General features: G+C 66.5%; 22 protein-coding genes. 10 read left to right on the top strand and 12 right to left on the bottom strand.

Annotated features, from left to right (window positions below; genetic code table 11):
• Positions 1-37: 37 nt before the first annotated feature.
• On the top strand, positions 38-385 hold the full coding sequence (locus AC1RKE_RS01015; RefSeq protein WP_054766034.1) for an ArsC family reductase: 348 nt from the start codon (positions 38-40) through the stop codon (positions 383-385).
• On the opposite strand, the gene AC1RKE_RS01010 is transcribed toward AC1RKE_RS01015, so the two are convergent.
• Together AC1RKE_RS01010 and AC1RKE_RS01005 are read right to left on the bottom strand one after the other, a co-directional pair.
• A complete protein-coding gene (locus AC1RKE_RS01010; RefSeq protein WP_287395128.1) occupies positions 378-1,208 on the bottom strand; it encodes an endonuclease/exonuclease/phosphatase family protein in 831 nt (276 codons plus the stop codon). The genes AC1RKE_RS01015 and AC1RKE_RS01010 overlap by 8 nt on opposite strands.
• Before the next feature lie 13 nt (positions 1,209-1,221).
• On the bottom strand, positions 1,222-1,461 hold the full coding sequence (locus tag AC1RKE_RS01005; RefSeq protein ID WP_054766033.1) for a DUF2188 domain-containing protein: 240 nt from the start codon (positions 1,459-1,461) through the stop codon (positions 1,222-1,224).
• A gap of 185 nt (positions 1,462-1,646) precedes the next feature.
• Here AC1RKE_RS01005 and AC1RKE_RS01000 point away from each other — a divergent pair, with 185 nt between their 5' ends.
• From AC1RKE_RS01000 to AC1RKE_RS00960, 9 genes are all read left to right on the top strand, one after another.
• On the top strand, positions 1,647-2,042 hold the full coding sequence (locus AC1RKE_RS01000) for a DUF6249 domain-containing protein (RefSeq protein WP_054766032.1): 396 nt from the start codon (positions 1,647-1,649) through the stop codon (positions 2,040-2,042).
• 21 nt (positions 2,043-2,063) lie between these two features.
• Complete coding sequence (locus tag AC1RKE_RS00995; RefSeq protein WP_348684758.1) at positions 2,064-2,618, top strand: RNA polymerase sigma factor; 555 nt, start codon at positions 2,064-2,066, stop codon at positions 2,616-2,618.
• Positions 2,608-3,009 carry a hypothetical protein gene (locus AC1RKE_RS00990; RefSeq protein ID WP_054766030.1) on the top strand — a complete coding sequence of 134 codons (402 nt, stop codon included), beginning with the start codon at positions 2,608-2,610 and terminating at the stop codon, positions 3,007-3,009. Before AC1RKE_RS00995 ends, AC1RKE_RS00990 begins: the two co-directional genes overlap by 11 nt.
• Positions 3,010-3,066: 57 nt before the next feature.
• Complete coding sequence (gene panB, locus AC1RKE_RS00985; protein WP_333897079.1) at positions 3,067-3,903, top strand: 3-methyl-2-oxobutanoate hydroxymethyltransferase; 837 nt, start codon at positions 3,067-3,069, stop codon at positions 3,901-3,903.
• A gap of 79 nt (positions 3,904-3,982) precedes the next feature.
• Positions 3,983-4,717, top strand: a complete 735-nt coding sequence (locus tag AC1RKE_RS00980; RefSeq protein ID WP_333897080.1) for a tetratricopeptide repeat protein — start codon at positions 3,983-3,985, stop codon at positions 4,715-4,717.
• A 23-nt stretch (positions 4,718-4,740) separates the two neighbouring features.
• Positions 4,741-6,120 carry a PQQ-binding-like beta-propeller repeat protein gene (locus AC1RKE_RS00975; RefSeq protein WP_333897081.1) on the top strand — a complete coding sequence of 460 codons (1,380 nt, stop codon included), beginning with the start codon at positions 4,741-4,743 and terminating at the stop codon, positions 6,118-6,120.
• 31 nt (positions 6,121-6,151) lie between these two features.
• A complete protein-coding gene (der, locus tag AC1RKE_RS00970; protein WP_054766026.1) occupies positions 6,152-7,771 on the top strand; it encodes a ribosome biogenesis GTPase Der in 1,620 nt (539 codons plus the stop codon).
• A 4-nt stretch (positions 7,772-7,775) separates the two neighbouring features.
• Positions 7,776-8,267, top strand: coding sequence for an NUDIX hydrolase (locus AC1RKE_RS00965; protein WP_333897623.1), 492 nt, complete (start codon positions 7,776-7,778; stop codon positions 8,265-8,267).
• Between the two features lie 208 nt (positions 8,268-8,475).
• Entirely contained in the window at positions 8,476-9,102 is a 627-nt protein-coding gene (locus AC1RKE_RS00960; RefSeq protein WP_348684908.1) for a methyltransferase family protein, read from the top strand.
• Between the two features lie 37 nt (positions 9,103-9,139).
• On the opposite strand, the gene AC1RKE_RS00955 is transcribed toward AC1RKE_RS00960, so the two are convergent.
• The 10 genes from AC1RKE_RS00955 to rpsR form a co-directional block, all read right to left on the bottom strand.
• Positions 9,140-9,892 carry an SDR family NAD(P)-dependent oxidoreductase gene (locus AC1RKE_RS00955; RefSeq protein ID WP_348684910.1) on the bottom strand — a complete coding sequence of 251 codons (753 nt, stop codon included), beginning with the start codon at positions 9,890-9,892 and terminating at the stop codon, positions 9,140-9,142.
• 88 nt (positions 9,893-9,980) lie between these two features.
• The gene (locus AC1RKE_RS00950; protein WP_191558461.1) at positions 9,981-10,295 is read right to left on the bottom strand and encodes a hypothetical protein; all 315 of its coding nucleotides are present in this window, start codon (positions 10,293-10,295) and stop codon (positions 9,981-9,983) included.
• Positions 10,296-10,305: 10 nt separating this feature from the next.
• Positions 10,306-11,811 (bottom strand): amidophosphoribosyltransferase, encoded by a 1,506-nt coding sequence (gene purF / locus AC1RKE_RS00945; protein WP_054766021.1) that lies wholly within the window; start codon positions 11,809-11,811, stop codon positions 10,306-10,308.
• 27 nt (positions 11,812-11,838) lie between these two features.
• The gene (locus AC1RKE_RS00940; protein ID WP_054766020.1) at positions 11,839-12,435 is read right to left on the bottom strand and encodes a CvpA family protein; all 597 of its coding nucleotides are present in this window, start codon (positions 12,433-12,435) and stop codon (positions 11,839-11,841) included.
• 28 nt (positions 12,436-12,463) lie between these two features.
• Entirely contained in the window at positions 12,464-13,843 is a 1,380-nt protein-coding gene (gene radA / locus AC1RKE_RS00935; protein ID WP_182715072.1) for a DNA repair protein RadA, read from the bottom strand.
• A gap of 93 nt (positions 13,844-13,936) precedes the next feature.
• Complete coding sequence (alr, locus tag AC1RKE_RS00930; RefSeq protein ID WP_191558459.1) at positions 13,937-14,968, bottom strand: alanine racemase; 1,032 nt, start codon at positions 14,966-14,968, stop codon at positions 13,937-13,939.
• A 39-nt stretch (positions 14,969-15,007) separates the two neighbouring features.
• Positions 15,008-16,498, bottom strand: a complete 1,491-nt coding sequence (locus AC1RKE_RS00925; protein ID WP_348684734.1) for a replicative DNA helicase — start codon at positions 16,496-16,498, stop codon at positions 15,008-15,010.
• 160 nt (positions 16,499-16,658) lie between these two features.
• Positions 16,659-19,133: a TonB-dependent receptor plug domain-containing protein gene (locus tag AC1RKE_RS00920; protein WP_395941951.1), complete on the bottom strand. Its 2,475-nt coding sequence runs from the start codon at positions 19,131-19,133 to the stop codon at positions 16,659-16,661.
• Positions 19,134-19,480: 347 nt separating this feature from the next.
• On the bottom strand, positions 19,481-20,065 hold the full coding sequence (gene rplI / locus AC1RKE_RS00915) for a 50S ribosomal protein L9 (protein WP_183217132.1): 585 nt from the start codon (positions 20,063-20,065) through the stop codon (positions 19,481-19,483).
• A 1-nt stretch (position 20,066) separates the two neighbouring features.
• Positions 20,067-20,345 (bottom strand): 30S ribosomal protein S18, encoded by a 279-nt coding sequence (gene rpsR, locus AC1RKE_RS00910; RefSeq protein WP_054766014.1) that lies wholly within the window; start codon positions 20,343-20,345, stop codon positions 20,067-20,069.
• Positions 20,346-20,352: the final 7 nt, after the last annotated feature.

Here is a 20,352-nt window from a genome sequence, read left to right as displayed (position 1 = left end):
CTTTCCTCGGCTAAGGCGCGGGGTGAAGGAACTCGCCATGACCCCGACGCTTTACGGCATACCCAACTGCGACACTGTCAGAAAGGCGCGCGTCTGGCTGGAACAGCATGGCGTCGATTATGTTTTCCACGACTATAAGAAGGCGGGGATCGATCCCGTGCGCCTGGGCGGCTGGGTCGATGAACACGGCTGGGAGGCGGTGCTGAACCGCGCCGGCACGACCTTCAAGAAGCTGCCAGATTCCGACAAGGCGGGCCTGAACCGAGACAAGGCCGTCGCCCTGATGATCGCCCAGCCGTCGATGATCAAACGGCCCATCCTGGACCTGGGGGATCGGCGGCTGGTCGGGTTCAAGCCAGAGCTTTACTCCCAGGTCTTCAGTTGAAGGCGACGGTCGCGGCGACCCCGAAATGGTCTGACGGATATTCTCCGCCGGTGGGCTGAACCCCGAACAGATGGGCGGCGGCGGGGGTGAAGAAGGTCCGCTCCACGAAGATGTGGTCGATGACCCGGTTCGGGTGCCCCTTGGCCGGATTGAGGGTCGTCTCGGCCGCGCCGGCGGGCAGGGCGCTGGTGAAACGCGGGCCGGTCAGAGCCGCCAATCCCGGATCGTCCTGGGCGGCGTTGAAATCACCCATGACGATCAGCGGCGTCCCGTCCTGAGGCAGCCAGGACAGCAGATGACCGATCTGGCGGGCGCGCACGGCTCCGGCGTCCTGCTGCCAAGCCAGGTGGGTCACGACGACGTCGACGGGCCGGCCGCCGACGGACAGGCGCAGACGCAGGGCCGTGCGATAATCGTCCAGGGGCTCCAGCCGCACCGAATCGCGCGCCAGTACGGGCAGGCGAGTCAGAAGCGCGCTGCCGTAGCGGCGCCGCGCGCCTTCGGGATCGGTGGAGACGAAGGCGACCTGATAGCCGCCCAGTTCGCGCGCCAGGGTTTCGGCCTGATTTTCCAGCCCCTTGTCCGCGTCCTCCAGCACCTCCTGCAAGGCGATGACATCGGCGTTCTGAGCCCGGAGAGCCGCGATCAGAAGCGGCCGCCGCGCGGGCCAGTTCCCCATGTCGTGCCAGATGTTGAAGGTCGCCAAGGTCAAGGACGCGGTCGGCTCTGGAGCGGAGGACCGTCCGCCCAAGCCGCCGTCGGACGCGCAGGCGGCGAGCGGCGCGGCGGCTGCGGCGGCGAGGAGGACGCGGCGTGAGATCAAGACCGTCTTCGCCTCAATCTTCGACATCGGTGACCGGCCGGTCGTGGCCGTCCGCCGTTTCAGTCACCCAGCGACCGTCGGCCGTTTCATATTCGATGGCGGCGTTCTCGTCCGGAACCTTCTGTTCCCGCGAGGCCTGGACGGCCGCGGCCTTGGCCGCCTCATGCGTGGGATAGGTTTCGGAATAGGTGTCGCCGACCCTATAGGCCCAGCCCCCGTCGTGTTCGACGATCCGGTAGACGACATGGGCCATGGGGCGCTCCTTAGAATGACAATGAAGACGACCCTAGCGGCCTCGGCCGGATGCGTCAGCCGCCTTCATGAGACAGCTTACCGATATTTCATCTGGGTTTCCGCATCCGTTTGCGCGGGCTGACGCCTCTTGTGATCAGAAGGCCGCCGCATCAGGCTGTCACAACGGATCAAAGAGAGTCTGTCATGGAACTGACACCCATCTTCATCGTCTTCATCGTCTTCGGCTCCATCGTCGCCGTGATCGTGGGCCCCTCCTATCTGAAAAGCCGCGAGCGCACCGAGATGCAGCTGACCGTCCGCCATGCTGTGGACAAGGGCCAGACGCTGCCGCCCGAACTGATCGACGCCATGACCAAGGACGTGCAGAAAAGCCTGCCGTCGCGGACCAAGGACATTCGCAAGGGCGTTCTGAGCCTGGCGGCCGGAGCAGGCTTGGCCGGTTTCGCGCTGATAATCGGTTCGGCGCACCGCGACTTTGGCTCAAACGGCCAAGAAGTCTTGCTCGGTCTGTCCTGCATCCCCGCCGCGATCGGGATCGCCTTCATCATCCTGGGCTTCTTCAACCCGAACAAGGCCTGACGTCGACCGGAGGGGGACGTCATGAGCAAGTCCTTACGCGATCTGCACGACGTGGAGCTGGCCGCCCAGGCGGCGGCCGGCGGACGGCGGGAATATGGCGAACTGGTCCGGCGGCACGGTTCGGCGGTTCGGGGGCTGCTGCGCCGCATGGGCGCGACGCCGTCCCTGGCCGACGACGTCGCCCAGGACGCCTTTCTGCAAGGTTTTCAGCGCTGTTCGGAATTTCGGGGGCAGGGGACCTTTGCGGGCTGGATCAAGAAGATCGCCGCCCGCCTCTATCTGAAGCGCGTCGCCCGCGAAGCCCGCTATGTAGCCGAGGCTGAGGCCGATGAGGCGGCGCCGGCTCAGGATGAGGCCGGCTCCATGGATCTGGACGAGGCGCTGAGGACCCTCAGCGAAACGGAAAGGGTCTGCGTGTCCCTGTGCCACGGCGCGGGGATGTCTCACCCGGAGATTGCGGCAGCCATGAATTTGCCACTCGGCACGGTGAAGTCACATGTCAAACGTGGTCTGGATAAACTCCGCGCGCGGTTGCAACCCGTGGCGGCGGACGGGAGGTCGCTCCATGTCGGCTGACGAATTCGATCCGATGATCGAGCGCCTTTTTTCGCGCACTCCGACTCTGGCGGATGAGGCGCTGTTCGTGGCCACCTTGCAGGCCCGGCTGGAGAAGCGGTCGCGCTGGCGCGGTCTGGCTCTGACGGCGGCCGGCTTGGTCGGCGGCGTCCTGGCCGTGCGGGAGGGCGTGAACTTCAACTTCAGCGGCGACCCCGACACGACCCTGACGCAGGGGGTGCGGACCGCCGCAGCCGCGGCCCAGGGCGCGGCCCAGACCGGCTTGGACAGCCTGGGACTTGGGTCGATCGACCTGATGGGCGGCTCAGGCATGCTGGCCTTCTGGATCGCGGCGGGCGCGGTGGCGGCCCTGCTGGCGGCGGGAGCTGTGAAGCTGTCGCAGGACGTCTGAGGGTGACTTGCGTCTTCGGCGCGCCTATCTGACGCCCCTCAGGTCAGGAGGCGCCCAATGTCCGTTCATGTTCAAGAGACCGTCAAACGGATTTCGGTCCCCGATATCGCGGGACGAAAGGGCGGCGAGCCGATCGTCTGCCTGACCGCCTATGACGCTCCGATGGCGGGGCTGCTCGACCCCCATTGCGACGTTCTTCTGGTCGGCGACAGCGTGGGGATGGCGGTGCACGGCCTGCCCAACACCGTCGGCGTCACCCTTGACATGATGATCCTGCACGGTCAGGCGGTGGTGCGTGGATCGCGCCGGGCCTTGGTCGTGGTCGACATGCCCTTCGGCTCCTATGAGGGGGGCAACGAAGCGGCCTACGCCAACTGCGTGCGGGTGATGAAGGAAACCGGCGCCCAGGCGGTCAAGCTGGAGACCAGCGTCGAACTGGCCGAAATCGTAGCCTTTCTGGTGAGGCGGGGCATTCCGGTCATGGGGCATGTCGGCCTGCGCCCTCAGGCGGTGCTGGCCGAGGGCGGTTTCCGAGCCAAGGGCCGTACAGACGTCGAGCGGGATCGGGTCCTGGCGGAAGCCAGGGCCACGGCCGAGGCTGGCGCCTTCTGCATCGTCATCGAGGGCGTCGCCGAATCGCTGGCGCGCGAGATCACCGAGGCCCTGGACGTTCCCACCATCGGCATCGGCGCCTCGGCCGCCTGCGACGGCCAGGTCCTGGTGGTCAACGACATGCTGGGCCTGTTCGACTGGGCGCCGAAGTTCGTGCGGAAATACGCCGATCTGCGCACCGAGATCGACCGTGCGGCCGCCGCTTTCGCCAATGATGTGAAAACCCGCCGTTTTCCTGCCGAAGTCGAGACCTACTTCTCGAAAAAGCCGGCTTCGCAGTAACGGACGACGTTGCGGGCGAGGGGCCGACCTTCTAGGGTCCGCGCCGGTTTGCTTTTTGCGATTTTGGGGCGACGTTTCCGTGGTTGATGTCTTCGAACAGGTCGAGGAGGAGCTTCGCTCCGACCGGTACAAGCGCCTGGCCCGCACCTGGCTGCCCGTCGTGGGCGCCGTTCTGGTGGTCGCCCTTGTCGCCGCCCTGGGCTGGTGGGGCTGGGACAGCCTGAACTCGAGCAAGGCCGCCAAGGCTGCCGAGGCCTATGATCGCGGCATGGAGGCCCTGCGGGCCGACAAGCCGGTCGATGCGCGCGCCGCCTTCGAGGAAGCCGCCAAGGAAGGCAACGGCGCCTATAAGGTTCTGGCCCTGCAACAACAGGCGGGCCTGGCGGTCAGCGCCAACAAGATTCCTGATGCGGTTCGCCTGTTTGACGAAGCGGCCAAGGTGTCGGGCGATCCGATCCTTTCTGACCCGCCCGCTCTCAAGGCCGCCTTTCTGGTGATGGACACGGCGCCCCTGGCCGACCTGGAGGCCCGCCTGTCGCCCCTGGCCGAGGACGACCGTCCGCTGCACGCCTTCGCCCAGGAAGCACTGGCCCTGGCGCGCCTGCAACACGGCAAGACCAAGGAGGCGCGTGAAGCCTTCGTTCTGCTGCAACTGGGCCAGGACGTGCCCGACGACGTGCGCCAGCGCGCCAATATCGCCGTCGCCACGATCGACGCGGGCACGGCCGGCGCCCTCAAGGCCATCGTCGATGCGGCCAAGACGGCGCCTTCGCCGGCCGCCCCCGCTCCGTCCACCGCCCCCGCCCAACAGTGACGACCCCTGACAGGACGCCCCCGATGAACCGAGTTCTGAAAGTCGCGCTGATCTGCGGCGTCGCCGCCACCATGGCCTCCTGCGGCGCCGTCAGTCGCAACCTGCCCTTCGGTTTGGGCAAGAAGGGCGATCCTAAAGCGACGGCGTCCGAAGGTCAGCGCATCTCTGTGCTGGAGTTCGAACAGCAGCTGGCGCCCTCGGCGGCCTTGTCCGGTCGGACCTATTTCCTGCCGGGTCCGCAGGCCGCGACGGCCTGGACCCAGCCGGGCGGGACGGCGGAAAACCTGGTCGAACACGTCATCGCCGCGCCGGACTTCAAGATCGCTTGGAAGCGCGACATCGGCCGCGGGTCGGCCCGCGTCGGCAACGTCATGGCGCCTGTCGTCGCGGCCGACGGCAAAATCTTCGTGCTGGACGGCGAATCGACCGTCTCGGCCGTTTCCGCCGACACGGGCGCGGTTCTGTGGAAGACCGACGTGAAGAACGGCGAGCGCGACCGCAACGGCGGCTTCGGCGGTGGCGTCGCCGTGGCCGGCGGCAAGGTCTTCGTTTCCTCCGGCTATCGCTCCATGACGGCGCTGGACGCCAATACCGGGACCGTCGCCTGGACCCAGCCGGTAGACGCCCCCATTCACGGCGCGCCGACGGTGGTCGGTTCGCACGTCTTCGTCGTGGACGTGGACAGCCAGCTGTTCGCCTTCGACGTCAACACCGGCGCCCAGGACTGGACCTATCGCGGCATCGCCGAGCCGGCTCGCGTGATGCGCGCCTCCAGCCCGGCCGTCACCGGAAACACCGTCATCGCTCCCTTCGCCTCGGGTCAGCTGGTGGCGCTGAGCGCCCTGAACGGCCAGTCCCTGTGGGAACAGACCCTGTCGCGCACCAGCCGCACCAGCGCCCTGTCCGAGGTTCGCGACGTGGCCGGTCGCCCCGTGATCAGCCGCGGCATGGTCTATGGCGTCAGCCATTCAGGCGTGCTGTCGGCTCTGGACCTGCGCTCGGGTCAACCCAAATGGCAACTGCCGGTCACGGGCGTGAACGCGCCCCTGCCGGTCGGCGACGTGGTCTTCGTCGTGTCCAAGTCCGGCGAGCTGATCACCGCCAATCGCGACACCGGCCAGATCTACTGGACTCGCGAGCTGAATGAAGGCCGCGCCCGCAAGGTCGGCGGCTTCCTGCGCTTCGGCCGTCGCACCATCACGCCGCAGTGGTCCGGCCCGCTGCTGGCCTCGAACCGTCTGGTGATGGTCAACTCCTACGGCGAAGCGGTCGCCTTCGATCCGAAGACAGGCGTCGCTCAGACGACGTTGAAGCTGGGCGCGCCCGCCTATATCGCGCCTGCGGCCTATAACGGCGCCCTCTATGTGCTGACCGACACCGGTCAGTTGATCTGTATCCGCTGATTTTCAGCCAGAATTACGTTAGAAGGCCGACATGGCTCTGAAGGTCGCCATCGTCGGCCGCCCCAATGTGGGCAAATCGACACTGTTCAATCGTCTCGTCGGCAAACGCCTCGCGCTGGTCGATGATCGGCCCGGCGTGACCCGCGACCGGCGCTATGCCGACGGCAACATCGGCGACATGGACCTGACGCTGATCGACACGGCCGGCTATGAGGACGTCACCGACGAAAGCCTCGAGGCGCGGATGCGCGAACAGACCGAGGCGGCTATCGACGACGCCGAACTGATCCTGTTCATGATGGACGCCCGCGAAGGCGTGACTTCGCTGGACCGGATCTTCGCCGAGCGCCTGCGCAAGGTGCACAAGCCGATCATCCTGCTGGCCAACAAGTCCGAGAGCCGGGAGAGCGGCGGCGGCGTGGGCGAGGCGCACGCCCTGGGTTTTGGCGAGCCCGTCGCTATCTCCGCAGAGCACGGCGAGGGCATGGCCGACCTCTACGCCGCCCTTCGCGCCGGTTCGGAGGACATCTTCGTCGAGGAGATCGACGAGCCGGACAAGCCGATCCGCATCGCCGTGATCGGTCGGCCCAACGCGGGCAAGTCCACCCTGATCAACCGTCTGATCGGCGACGACCGGCTGCTGACGGGGCCGGAAGCCGGGATCACCCGCGACTCCATCTCGGTGGACTGGACGTTCGAGGGCAAGAACATCCGCCTGATCGACACGGCCGGGATGCGGCGCAAGGCCCGTGTTCAGGAGAAGCTGGAGAAGCTGTCGGTCGCCGACACCATCCGCGCCATCACCTTCGCCGAGGTGGTGATCCTGGTCATGGACAAGGACGACGCCTTCGACACCCAGGATCTTCAGCTGGCCGATCTGGTCGAGCGCGAAGGCCGCGCCCTCGTCTATGTCGCGTCGAAATGGGACCTGGAAGACGAACCCCAGTCGCGGCTGGCCAAGCTGAAGACCCTGGCGGAAGACAAACTGCCTCAGTTGAAGGGTTCGCCCTTTGTGGCCCTGTCTTCCCACTCGGGGCGGGGCGTCGATCGGCTGATGCCGGCGGTGCTTCAGGCCTATGACACCTGGTCGGTCAAGGTGAAGACCAAGGATCTGAACACCTGGCTGTCCATGGCGACCCAGCGCCACCCGCCGCCCGCCGTGGACGGCAAGCGGATCAAGCCGAAATACATCGCCCAGACCAAGGCCCGTCCGCCCACCTTCGTGCTGATGGCCAATCGGGCCGAGGCCATGCCGGATCACTACAAGCGCTATCTGGTCAATTCGATCCGGGAGAGCTTCGACCTGCCGGGCACGCCGATCCGCCTGAACGTCAAGTCCAGCGGCGCCAATCCCTATGCCGAGGGCGGCGCCAAGTCCGGCCCGGAACGCTACAAGGGCGACGCCAAGACCGCGCCGCGCCGCGTCAAGAAGGCCGAGAAGGAAGAGGCCTTGTCCAAGCTGCCCGGCAAGGCGCTGGAGCAGAAGAAGACCCGCAAGGCCCAGCCCAAGGTGCTGGGCGGCCTGAAGGCCAGCGCGTCCAAGAAGGCCGGATCGTCTGTTGCGATCCAGAAGGGCGCGCGCGGCGGCGCCCGTCAAGTGTCGCGCTCAGGCCGCATCCGCACCGGCCAGAAGGGCGGCGCCAAGAAGTGACCTCATGAGCGAGGTCGCGTCCGTCCTTCCCGACCGGCCGACCTCGCGCTGGCTGATCCTGGACGGGCAGGGGCGGGTGCTGCTGTTCCGTTTCGCCTTCGCCGACGGCCCCCTTGCGGGATCCGAATTCTGGGCCACGCCGGGCGGCGGCTGCGATCCGGGCGAGACCTACGAGGACGCCGCACGCCGCGAACTGTTCGAGGAGACGGGCCTGATCGTCGCTGATCCGGGCCCCCAGGTCGCCCGCGTCCGCGTCAGCTTCCGCCTGCCCGACGGCTGCATGGCCGACGTCGATCAGCGCTTCTTCCTGCTCCGCAGGGACGGCTTCGACCTGTCCTCCGCCGGCTGGACCGAGGTGGAGCGGCGCGTCCTGGCCGAGCACCGCTGGTGGAGCCTCGACCAGATCCGCGCCTCGACAGAGACGATCTGGCCCCAGGAATTGGCGGACATTCTGGAGCGGCTGACGCCGATGGCGAGGGGTGTTGATCAAGGCTAGGGTCTTGGTCCGCCTCGTTCGCCATGCCCGCCCTGATCGTCGCCATCCTGTGGATCGGATAGGCTGAGTGCGGAGCAAGCACGGGAGTCGCGGCTGTCTGAAGTTCCCTCCGATGGCGTCCTTTTTCGAGAGGGATATTCGTTTGCAATCATAGGGCTTGCAGCAAGGCCCACTGCGGCGCTTGATCCCTGGAGGATAGGAGAACACCATGGCGACATCCCCGATCTTCGATCTTCAAGCGGTGCAAAAGGTGCGTAAGGGCGCCGTGCTCGTCGCCCTGCTGGGTCTGGTGGGCCTGACGATGGTGTCCCAGTCCGCCACGGGCTTGGACAGTCCGCTTCACGAAGGCGTCGAGGCCGTGGGTCTGGCCGCCATCGTCTTCGCCATCGTCGGCCGGGCCTGGTGTTCCCTCTATATCGGAGGGCGCAAGAAGGCCGAGATCGTCTCGCGCGGCCCCTATTCGATCAGCCGCAATCCCCTCTATATCTTCAGCTTCTTCGGCGCCTTCGGCATCGGCGCCCAGAGCGGCAGCCTGACGCTGGCGGTGCTGTTCACCCTCGCATCCGTGGCGGTCTTCTATCTGACCGTTCGCCGCGAAGAGGCATGGCTGGGCGCGACCTTCGGCGCCGCCTATGCCGATTACAAGCTGCGGACGCCTCGTTTCCTGCCTGACTTCTCCCTCTGGCGGGACGAGCCAGAGCTGTCGGTGCGGCCCAACTTCTTTCTGACCACGATTAGAGACGGGCTGGTTTTCCTGCTCGCCATACCGCTGTTTGAGGCCGTCGACCTGGCCCAGGCCCAGGGCTGGTTGGCTACGCTGGTGCGCCTACCCTGATTGGCGGCGATCAGAAGGGCTCTGGCCTCGCATGACTTCAGACCAGAGCTTCCGTCGTTAACCCGGCCTTCCAGTCACGGAATCGGATCGTCGGCGGAGGCGTCAGGTCGCCTCGCGCCAGTTCGACCACCAGGGGACCGATTTCCGATGGATGGGGCAGGGTCTGGGGATCTTCTCCAGGAAAGGCCTGGGCCCGCATGGCGGTGCGCATACGACCTGGATCGACGACGCTGACGCGGATCGGGGTGCTCTCCACCTCGTCCGCCCAAGCCTTGATCAGAGCTTCGGCGGCTGCCTTGGTGGCGGCGTACATGCCCCAGAAGGCGCGGGGCGTCGTCGCCACGCTGCTGGTGAAATGGATCGCCCGCCCGGCGTCCGACGCGCGCAGCAGCGGCTCCAGCGAGCGGATCAGCCGGTAGACGGCCGTGAAGTTGACCTTCTCCACCTTGGCGAACTCGCGCGGGTCGGCGTGGGCCACCGGCGTCAGGCCCGACGGCCCCATGGTCGCCGCCGCCTGGACCCAGACATCCAGCTTCTTGAACCGTTCGAAGATCGCTCCGCCCAGCCGGTCGATGCCGCCCCCGTCGACCAGGTCGAACGGGACGAGGGTGGCGTGCTTGCCCGTCGCGGCGAAGACGGCGTCGTCCAGTTCCTCAAGCCCGCCTTGTGTCCGGGCTGTAGCCACCACGTGCGCGCCAGCCTTGGCCAGGGCGAGGGCGCTCTCATAGCCGATGCCGCGCGAGGCCCCGACGACGAGGGCGATACGGTCTTTGAGGGGCAGGTCTGACATCCGCCATGATTAGCGTGCGTTTGCGGCGGCCGCCAAGCGGGATCGAGCGTGCGGCGATCACAGGCTGAAGCTGACGCCCTGATGTGACTCAGTTTCCGCCGAACGCCGCTTTAGCGAGGCCGTATGACGCCGTAGCGGCGACCAAGATCATCACCGACCCGACGCCCTGCCAAACCATCGACGGCACGCGAAAGCGGCGCTTGCCGAAGAGCAGCTGCCCGGCGCCCAAGCCCGTCGTCAACCCAGCGAGGGTGGAAGGCGAGAGGGCGGACTGGTTTGCCGCCAGGATCAGGTTGAAGACGAAGAACATCCCGACAATCGCCAGAAGGCGGCCGCCAAGCCTGATCAGGAAGAGCCTCCCCTCCTGCAGCTGGCTGTTTTGAACTGGGTTGTGCGTCATCAACCCGTGATCATCATGCGCTGACCAGCAGCGAAAGTTGTCGCGCCGAAAACTCCCGGCCGCCTTCCTCGATCTCCCGGTCCAGCAGGCGGGTGGGATAGTCGCCGGTGAAATAGTGGTCGGTGAACTGGGGCGCGTCATTGTTGCGGCCGGGCTCGCCCATCGCCTGATACAGGCCATCGATGGACAGGAAGCCGAGGGAATCGACCTCCAGCATTTCGCGCATCTCCTCCAGCGTCTTGTTGGCCGCCAGCAGTTGCGCCCGCTCGGGCATGTCGATGCCGTAGAAGTCGGGGAAAAGGATCTGCGGGGAAGCCGAACGCAGATGAACCTCCTTGGCCCCGGCCGCCCGGACGGCGCGGACCAGTTTGACCGAGGTGGTGCCCCGCACGATGGAGTCGTCGATCAGCACGACCCGCTTGCCGGCCAGGGCAGACTTGTTGGGGCTGTGCTTCATCCGCACGCCCTTCTGCCGGGCGCCCTGGCTGGGCTGGATGAAGGTGCGGCCCAGATAGTGGCTGCGGATGATGCCCATCTCGTAGGGGATGCCGCTCTCCTGGGCATAGCCCAGGGCGGCGGGCACGCCGGAATCGGGCACCGGCACGACGATATCGGCGTCCACGCCCCATTCGCGGGCCAGACCCCGGCCCATTTCCTTGCGGACCTCATAGACCGAACGGCCGTTCACGACCGAGTCGGGACGCGAGAAATAGACGTATTCGAACAGGCAGGGGCGAGCGGCGCGCGCGGGGAAGGGTTTGATCGATTCGACGCCGTTCTCGTCGATGACCACGACCTCGCCGTGTTCGACGTCGCGCACGAAGGTGGCGCCCATCATGTCCAGGGCGCAGGTTTCGGAGGCCAGGACCCAGGCCTCGCCCATCTGGCCCAGCACCAGGGGGCGGATGCCCAGAGGGTCGCGGGCGCCGATCATCTTGTGACGGGTCTGGGCCACCAGGGCGTAGCCGCCCTCGATCCGCGCCAGAGCGTCGATGAAGCGGTCGACGATCTTGGCCTTACGGCTGCGGGCGATCAGGTGAAGGATGACTTCGGAGTCCGAGGTCGATTGAAAGATGGCGCCTTCGCTGACCAGCTGGCTGTGCAGGAATTTGAAGTTGGTCAGGTTGCCGTTGTGGGCGATGGCGATGCCGCCCTGGTCCAGGTCGGCGAACATCGGCTGGATGTTGCGCAGGAAGCTGCCGCCGGCGGTGGAGTAACGGGTGTGGCCGACAGCCGCGCGACCGGGCATGCGCGTCATCAGGTCGGCGCCGCCGAAGGCCTCGCCCACCAGCCCCTGATGGCGTTCGGTGTAAAAGCGTTCGTCCTTGATGCTGGCGATGCCGCAGGCTTCCTGACCGCGATGCTGAAGCGCATGCAGGCCCAGGGCGACGACAGCGGAGCCCTCGTCCTCGTCCGCGCCCCAGACGCCGCAGACGCCGCACTCCAGACGGAGCTGATCATCCTCCGGCTCGCGCCAGTGCTCGCGGTGAACGACGGGATCGGCGATATGGTGGCGCATCGTGGGGCTCCGATGACCGGGGGAAACTTACGGGGCGGCTTCGCGCGGCGAGTTAGTCTCGGATTGCGTCCGAGGCAAGGCTTCGTCGTTCGAAAACCCTTTGCGCACGGATGAATCCACCACAGGCGTGATCGCATCGGCGCCGCGCCCGATGCCGGGCAGGACGATCTGAATGGCGCGGGCGCCGACGGCGCTGACCTTATAGAGCGCCGCCTGGGTCAGCCATTTCGGCGTCCGTTCGCCCGGCATGGCGGCCACGATGACCAGATGGACGGCGCCCAACAGGACCAAGGCCCGGCCTGCGCCGACGAACACTCCGATGAACCGGTCGATTCCTCCCAACTGCGGATGGGCCTGGGCCTGTTTGGACAGGAAGGAGCCGAAGATGCGGATGCCGAAATAGACGACCATGAAGGTCACGATCGCCGCCAGGATCGTCCCGGCCCAGTCGGGATTGACCAGGGCCCGCCCCAGCATGGCCGTCCAGGGCAGGGTCACCAGGGCGATCAGCGCCGCCAGCAGGGCGCTGAGCAGGGTGATGATCTCGCGCACCCCGCCGCGCACCCAGCCGGCGGCGGCGGAGAACAGGATCACCACTATGGCGAAGACGTCGTAACCGGTCACTCAGAGGTCCAGAAACTGTTGCGCCCGTCTAATAGCGGTTTTGCGAGATTCGTTCGACCACATCCGTCAACCGCGTCGCCGACGTCACCTTGACCCCGTTTGTCTTCCCCGCGCTCTGGGGCAGGGGCGGGCACAGCAGATGGTCGAAGCCCAGCTTCTGAGCCTCGCGCAGCCGCGCCTCGGCTCGGCCCACGCTGCGGACCTCGCCCGACAGGCCGATCTCGCCGAAGACGACGCAGCCTTGGGGCAGGGGCATGTCCAGGGCCGAACTGATCAGGGCCGCCGCTGCGGCCAGGTCCGCCGCCGGCTCGTTGATCCGCAGCCCCCCGGCCACGTTCAGATAGACGTCCTTGTCCCCGAAGCCCAGGCCGCACCGGGCCTCCAGCACCGCCAGCAACATGGCCAGCCGACCGGAGTCCCAACCGACCACAGCCCGCCGCGGCGTGCCATAGGCGGACGGCGCCACCAGGGCCTGGATCTCGACCAGAACGGGCCGCGAGCCTTCGATCCCGGCGAAGACGGCGGCGCCGGGCGCCCGGTCCTTGCCCTCGCCCAGGAAGAGGGCCGATGGATTGGCGACTTCGCGCAGGCCGCTGTCGCCCATTTCGAACACCCCGATTTCGTCGGTGGCGCCGAACCGGTTCTTGCCGGCGCGCAGGATGCGGAACGGATAGCCGCGCTCGCCCTCGAAGGTCATGACGGCGTCGACCAGGTGTTCGACCACGCGCGGCCCGGCCACCTGGCCGTCCTTGGTGACGTGGCCGACCAGAACAACGGCGATCCCTTGCGTCTTGGCCAGTCGGACCATTTCGCCGGCGCAGGCCCGGACCTGGGTGATGGAGCCCGGTCCGCTCTCATGGACGTCGGACCACAGGGTCTGGATCGAATCGACGATGACGATGTCGAACTGTTCGCGCTTCAGCGTGCCCAGGATGTCGCGCAGCGCCGTCGCCGCCGCCAGATTGACCGGCGCCTGCTCCAGACCCATCCGCTTGGCCCGCGCTCGGATCTGCTCGACGGCCTCTTCGCCCGAGATATAGGCGATACGCCCGCCGCGAAGCGCCGCCTTGGCCGCCACCTCGAGCAGCAGGGTGGACTTGCCCACGCCCGGATCGCCGCTTAGCAGGATGGCCGAACCCGGCACCACCCCGCCGCCGCAGACCCTGTCGAACTCGGCCACGCCCGTCGTGATGCGGGGCGGTTCGGGGGTGTCGGATTGAAGGGTTTCAAACTGCAGGCCGCGTCCGCGCGCCGAAGCGGCCGCCGAAGGCTTGATCGCGCCCGGCGGCGCGGAACGGCTCTCTTCGGTCAGGGTGTTCCACTGCCCGCACGATGAACACTGACCCGACCACTTGCCGTGGACCGAGCCGCAGGATTGACAGACGTAGAGGGCGGAATCGCGAGCCATGGACTTCCTTAGCAGAGACAGCCGACGTCGGGTGACGGGCCGAGCTTCGGGCCTTCATCGGCCTCTTCTACGTCAGTCGCGGTCGCATTCGCCTCAATAGGCGCGAGGCACCCGGTCGCCGATTGCAGTCAATAGTTCATAGCTGATGGTTCCGGCCGCGGCCGCCGCCTCATCCAGATGACGGTTCGCGCCGAAAAGCTCGACCCGATCGCCGACCGCGACGTCCAGGCCGGTGATGTCCAGGGTACAGACGTCCATCGACACCCGGCCCAGCAGAGGGCGGATCTCGCCCGACACCCAGGCGGCGCCGCCTTGTCCATAGGCCCGCATGACGCCGTCGGCATAGCCCGCAGCCACCACGGCCGCTCGCACGGGACGGTCAGCGACGAAGCCTCTGGAATAGCCGATGCTTTCCTCCGCCCTGACGTCTCGGACCTGCAAGACCTCGGCGGTCAGGGTGGCGACGGCGGCGATCCTGTCGTCCGGCCGACCCTGCGGCCCGCCGCCATAGAGACAGACGCCGGGGCGCACGGCGTCGAAGCTGTAGTCCCGCCCCAGAAAGCAACCGCCCGAATTGGCCAGCGATCGCGTGATGCCCGGATATCGCGCGGCCGCCGCCGTGAAGGCGTCGCGCTGGCGCCGGTTCATCGGCTGGTCCGGTTCGTCGGCGCAGGCCAGGTGACTCATGACAAGGTGGAGGCCCTCGAACGGCTCCGGCGCGTCTTCGGGGCGGAACCCCAGCCGGTTCAGGCCGGTGTCGATCTGGATGCCGCAGGCGCCGCCGCCGACCTGGCTCCAAGCCTGCATCTGTCGGGGCTGGTTCAGCACTGGACGCAGGTCCGCCGCCTTCAGCACGCCGGCCGCCCCGTCGTGGCAGCCGTCCAGCACATAGATGACCGGCGCATCGCCCAGCGCCGCCCGCAAGGCCAGGCCTTCATCGGCGCGGGCGACGAAGAAGGTCCGCGCCCCCTCGGTCATCAGCCGGGTCGCACAGGCCTCGGCGCCCAGCCCATAGGCGTCGGCCTTGACCACCGGATGAACCGGCGCGCCGGTCACGGCTTCCAGCGTGTGGAAGTTGCGGGCCAGGGCGTTCAGATCGACGGACAGCAGGGCGGGGGAGGGCATGGCGGCCTTATGGCGCAAGTCGGCGGTTAGGGAAGAGCCCTATTCGTAGCTGACTTCCTCATAGCCGTGCGCCAGGTTGCCGAAGCGGACCGTGTCGGCGTCGAAGGCCAGTTTGACGATGCCGATCGGGCCGTGGCGCTGCTTGCCGATGACGACCTCGGCCTGGCCTTGCAGCCGGTCCATGTCCTGCTGCCATTGCAGGTGTTCCTCAGTGCCTTCGCGCGGCTCGGCCCGGCCCAGATAGTAGCTCTCGCGATAGACGAACATCACGCAGTCGGCGTCCTGTTCGATCGAGCCGGACTCCCGCAGGTCCGACAGCTGGGGCCGCTTGTCGTCGCGCTGTTCGACCTGACGCGACAGCTGCGACAGGGCGATGATCGGGACGTTCAGCTCCTTGGCCAGGGCCTTGAGGCCGCCGGTGATCTCGGACACTTCCTGAACGCGGTTCTTTTGCCCGCCGCCTTCGCCGGTGGTCACCAGCTGAAGATAGTCGACGATGATTAGGTCCAGCCCGTGCTCCATCCGCTTCAGCCGCCGCGCCCGGGCGGCCAGCTTGGAGATGGAGATGCCGCCGGTGGCGTCGATATAGAGGGGCGCCTCGCCGATTTCGACCGCCGCATCGCGCAGCTTGCCGAAGTCCGAAGCGTCAATCTCGCCCTTGCGCAGCTTGTCGGAGGAGACGCCGGACGCATCGGCCAGGATCCGCATGGCCAACTGTTCGGCGCTCATTTCCAGCGAATAGAAGGCGACCACCCCGCCGTTGACCGTCTTGCGGCCCTCCGGCGTCGGCTCCCATTGATAGGCGCGGGCCACGTTGAAGGCCATGTTGGTCGCCAGAGCCGTCTTACCCATCGACGGGCGTCCGGCGAGGATCAGCAGGTCGGATGGGTGCAGGCCGCCCAGTTTCCGGTCCAGATCGTGCAGGCCGGTGGCCAGACCGGCCAGCTTGCCCTCGCGCTGATAGGCTTCCGCCGCCATCTGAACGGCGCCGGACAGGGCGTGGGAGAAGCTGACGAAACCGGACGAGGGCTTGCCCGTCTCGGCCAGAGAATAAAGGGTTTGTTCGGCCTGTTCGATCTGTTCGTCGGCAGGGACGTCCGGATTGGGCGCCTCCCTGATGATTTCACCGCCGATGCGGATCAGGTCGCGGCGCAGGGCCGTGTCATAGACGACGCGGGCGTAGTCTGGGGCGTTGGCCGCCGGCGGGGCTCGGTCCACCAGATCGGCGAAATAGCGCAGGCCGCCGAACTCCTGGAAGGCGGGGTCCTGTTTGAACCGCTCCATCAGGATGGTCGGCTCGGCCAGCATGCCCTGACGGATATGATCCTCGATGGCGTCGAACAGCCGCTGGTGGAAGGGCTCGTAGAAGTGGGAGCCGCGCAGACGGTCGCTGAGACGCTCGAACACCCCGTTGTCGAACATCAAGGCGCCGAGCAGAGCCTGTTCGGCCTCCAGGTTATGAGGCATGGAGGCGACGCCGTTGGAGTCCAACGGCGAGGACGAGAAGGGCAGGGGGGCGAAGGCGTTCATTGTCTTAACGCTTTACCCCTGACACGCGCCTGCGTCAGTCGCGGACGCCTCCACGACCGTGGACAGATCGTCCCCCCTGTGGGTGAAGTGAATCCGTCGTCTGTGGGGCTCGTGGATTCGACGCCGGGGCGCGCAACTGAGCGCGCCCCGGCCGAACGCCTCAGAAGCTGTAGCTGAGACGAGCGTACAAGAACCGCCCGTTGAAGCCGAAGGGCGAATAGCTCGGGAAACCGACCGAGCCGGTGGCGCCGTTCAGAGTGGTCGGCGTGTAGGTCGGGTATTCGTCGAACAGATTGTTCGCCCCGACGGCCAGACCGACCCCGTAGGGGAACTGATAGCGGGCTTCCAGATCGAAGAGAGTGTGGTCGCCGGTCTCATAGTCCAGTGTCGAGGCGTTATTGGCGACCAGGACGCTGGCGTAGTAGGTCGCCTTGGCCGAGACCGCCCAATCGCCCAGGGTCCAGTCCAGTCCTCCAACCACCTTGGTCTTCGGCGTGCCATCCTCGAAGGCCAGAATGTTGGACCGATCGAACAGGAAGTTGGGAGAAACGGGGATCGACAGGCCGGCGGGCGTGCCCGGCGTCTTGTCTACTGTCGTCTCATTGTAGTTCCCCGCCAGGGTGAAGTCGAAGCGTCCGAAATCCGTCGGCAAGCGATAACGGCCGACGACATCGACCCCCTGGGTGGTGGTGTCCACCCCGTTCAGGAAGAAGCGCGCCGCGCTGACCCCAAAGGGCGCCAACAGGGTCTGGACCGCCGTAGTCGTGGCCGCCGACTGGCTCGGGCGGGTTGTACCCAGGCTTTCCGAATAGATGATCCTGTCCTCCACCTCGATCTGATAGGCGTCAACCGTCAGTTCGAAGCCGCCAGAGCGGAATACGGCGCCCAGCGAATAGTTGATCGAGGTTTCCGGCTCTAGCGGCTTGGAGCCGAGAGCCAGGGCGACCGGATCATCGACGCGGAAGGTCCCGGCCTGGATCAGGCTGGTGGTGGGCACCCCGCCGATGACCTGTGTAACCAGATTGGTCGCCGTATAGCTGAAATACTGTTGCTGAAGCGCGGGGGCATGGAAGCCTGTAGAAACCGCGCCGCGCAGCGCGAAGGCGGGCGAGAAGTCATAGCGCGCCGAGATCTTGCCGGTGAACTGGTCGCCGAAATCGGAATAGTCCTCGTAACGCCCGGCGACGCCGAAGGTCAGGGCCGGGGTCAGCCGACCTTCCAGATCAACATAGGCGCTCCAGTTATTGCGGTCTTCATCGGCCTCGTTCGAGGGGGCAAAACCAGGGAAGCCCTGGGCGCCCGCGCCGCCTGTCCCGCCCGTTCCGCGATTATAGGAGGCCGGTTCGCCAGCGTAGACTTCGAAACTTTCGGTTCTGTATTCGAGCCCGAACGCGACGTTCAGCGGTTCGATCAGTCCGACCTCAAGCGGTTTCACGCCATCGATGCCCAGGGTGAGCTGGTCATATTTCAATCCGCCGGCGTTGAACTCTCGCTTGGACCCCGCCCCGTATGAGGCGTTCAGGGAGTTGGTGACGCGGTAATCCAGCGAGTTGCGGCCATACCCCACCGACAGGTCCCATTCGATCCCGGCCGCCTCGCCCTTGACCCCGCCGTACAGATTGCGATCGACGATCTCGGTGTTGATCAGAGGCAGAAAGCCGTTCGGATAGATGGCGACGACATTGTTAGCGTTGTTGTAGGCGCGGGCGGTGGCGCCGGATTCGCTTTCCTTGTGCTGAATTCCGCCGAAGGCGTAGGCTTCCCAGTCCGCACTGATCGGTTTTCCGGCGTTGAACCACAGCGACTGCGACTCCACGGCCGGGTCGCCGAACCGGCCCAGCACAGTGGTGGTCGAGGTGTTGCCGACGACGGCCGAGGGGGCTGCATAGTCGGAGCGGTTGGTCGGATCGCGTTTTTGCAACTCGCCGGATACGGTGACGAAGCCGTCCTCGCCCAATGGCAGGCCGACCCAGCCGGACAGGGAGGTCTGTTCACCGTCAGTCGCCTCGTGCGATCCGCGTGCGGTGTCATATTCGGTGTCGTAGCGACCGTAGTTCAGGGTCAGTCCGCCGCCCTCGCGCGCCTGTCGCAGGCGCAGGTTGATCACGCCGGCGATGGCGTCCGAGCCGTACTGGGCCGAGGCGCCGTCGCGCAGCACCTCGACCGAACCCAAGGTCACGGACGGGATGGTGTTCAGGTCGAAGGCGGTCGAGCCCCGCCCCAAGGCGCCGTTGACGTTGACTAGGGCGCCGACGTGGCCGCGTTGGCCGTTGATCAGCACCAGGGTCTGATCGGGCGCCAAGCCTCGCAGGGTCGCGGGACGAACATGGTCGGAGCCGTCGGAGATGGCGGGGCGTGGAAAGTTGATCGAAGGGGCGGCGGCGGCGAGGGCGGCGGCTGTTTCCGTGCCCGTGCCGGTGCGGGTCAGGGTCTCGCCTGTGATCACGTCCACAGGCGCTATGGTATCGAGCCTGGTCCGCCCCGCCGTGCGCGTGCCGGTCACGACGATCTCGCCGATATCCGCCGCATCATCGGTCGAAGGCGGCGCCTCCTGGGCGAAGGCGCACGGCGCCGACATCAGCGCGCTGGTGGAGGCGAAGGCCAGCAGAACGGAACGACCGGAAATCAGCGTCATGACTATCCCCAATGACAGCGACCTGTGGTCTTGGACGGCGACGGCCGCGATAACGACGTCCAGGGCTTAGTCGGCGCAAAAAATCACTAAGGAAACAGCCAAAAATCCAGCCCGATTGGAATGTGTTCATCGCTATAGTCAGTGGTCAAGGCAAGGTCGTGCGCATGGCGTTCCGTCATGCCGATGCGGGACGATCTGTTGCAAACTTGTCATACGATGGGCGCGGGCCCAGAGCTTGGTTCGGATCGCTCGGACGGCAAAAAGGGCGCGCTCCGTTCGGAACGCGCCCTTGATGCCTCTACGACTCGCCATGGATCAGGGCGGGCCCCGATCCGGCGAGACCAGGATCAGGCTTCGTCGCCGAAGCCTTCCTGTTGACCGGCTCCGCCTTCGATCAGTTCCTGGGCCGATTGCTCGGCGGCCTGGCGCTCATCGTCGAACTGGCTGCGGATCACGTCCTCGCCCTTGGCCTGGCGCTCGGCCTCGTCCATGGAGCGGGCGATGTTGATCTTGACCGTAGCGCGGACCTCGGCGTGCAGGCGGACCGGCACTTCGTGGACACCCAGGGTCTTGATCGCCGTGTTCAGGACCACCTGCGAACGTTCGACCTTGCCGCCTTCGGCCTGGATGGCCTCGGCGACGTCGCGACCGGCGACCGAACCGTACAGCTGGCCGGTTTCACCGGCCTGACGGATCATGATGTAGGTCTGGCCGTCGATCTTGTCGGCGATCTTCTGAGCCTCGGCCTTGTTCTTCTCGTTGCGCTGCTCGATGGCGGCGCGGTCGAGTTCGAAGGCCTTCAGATTGGCGGCGGTGGCCCGGCGGGCCTTGTCGCGCGGCAGAAGGAAGTTGCGGGCGAAGCCGTCCTTGACAGTGACGACGTCGCCGATGGCGCCGAGGTTATCGACGCGTTCCAGCAGAACGACCTTCATCTTACTTCACCACATACGGCAGGAGGGCCAGATAGCGGGCGCGCTTGATGGCCTTGGCCAGTTCGCGCTGCTTCTTCTGGGAGACGGCGGTGATGCGCGAAGGCACGATCTTGCCGCGTTCGGAGACGTAGCGCTGCAGCAGCTTGACGTCCTTGTAGTCAATCTTCGGCGCATTGGCGCCCGAGAACGGGCAGACCTTGCGGCGACGATAGAAGGGGCGGCGGCCGGCGGAGCCGGAGCCGGCCGGGGCGCCCGGGGTGGGGGCAGTCGTGTCGGTCATGATCCGG

The organism is Brevundimonas sp. GW822-FHT03E11 (genome assembly GCF_058801445.1).
This window is presented reverse-complemented; position numbering and strand designations above follow the sequence as displayed.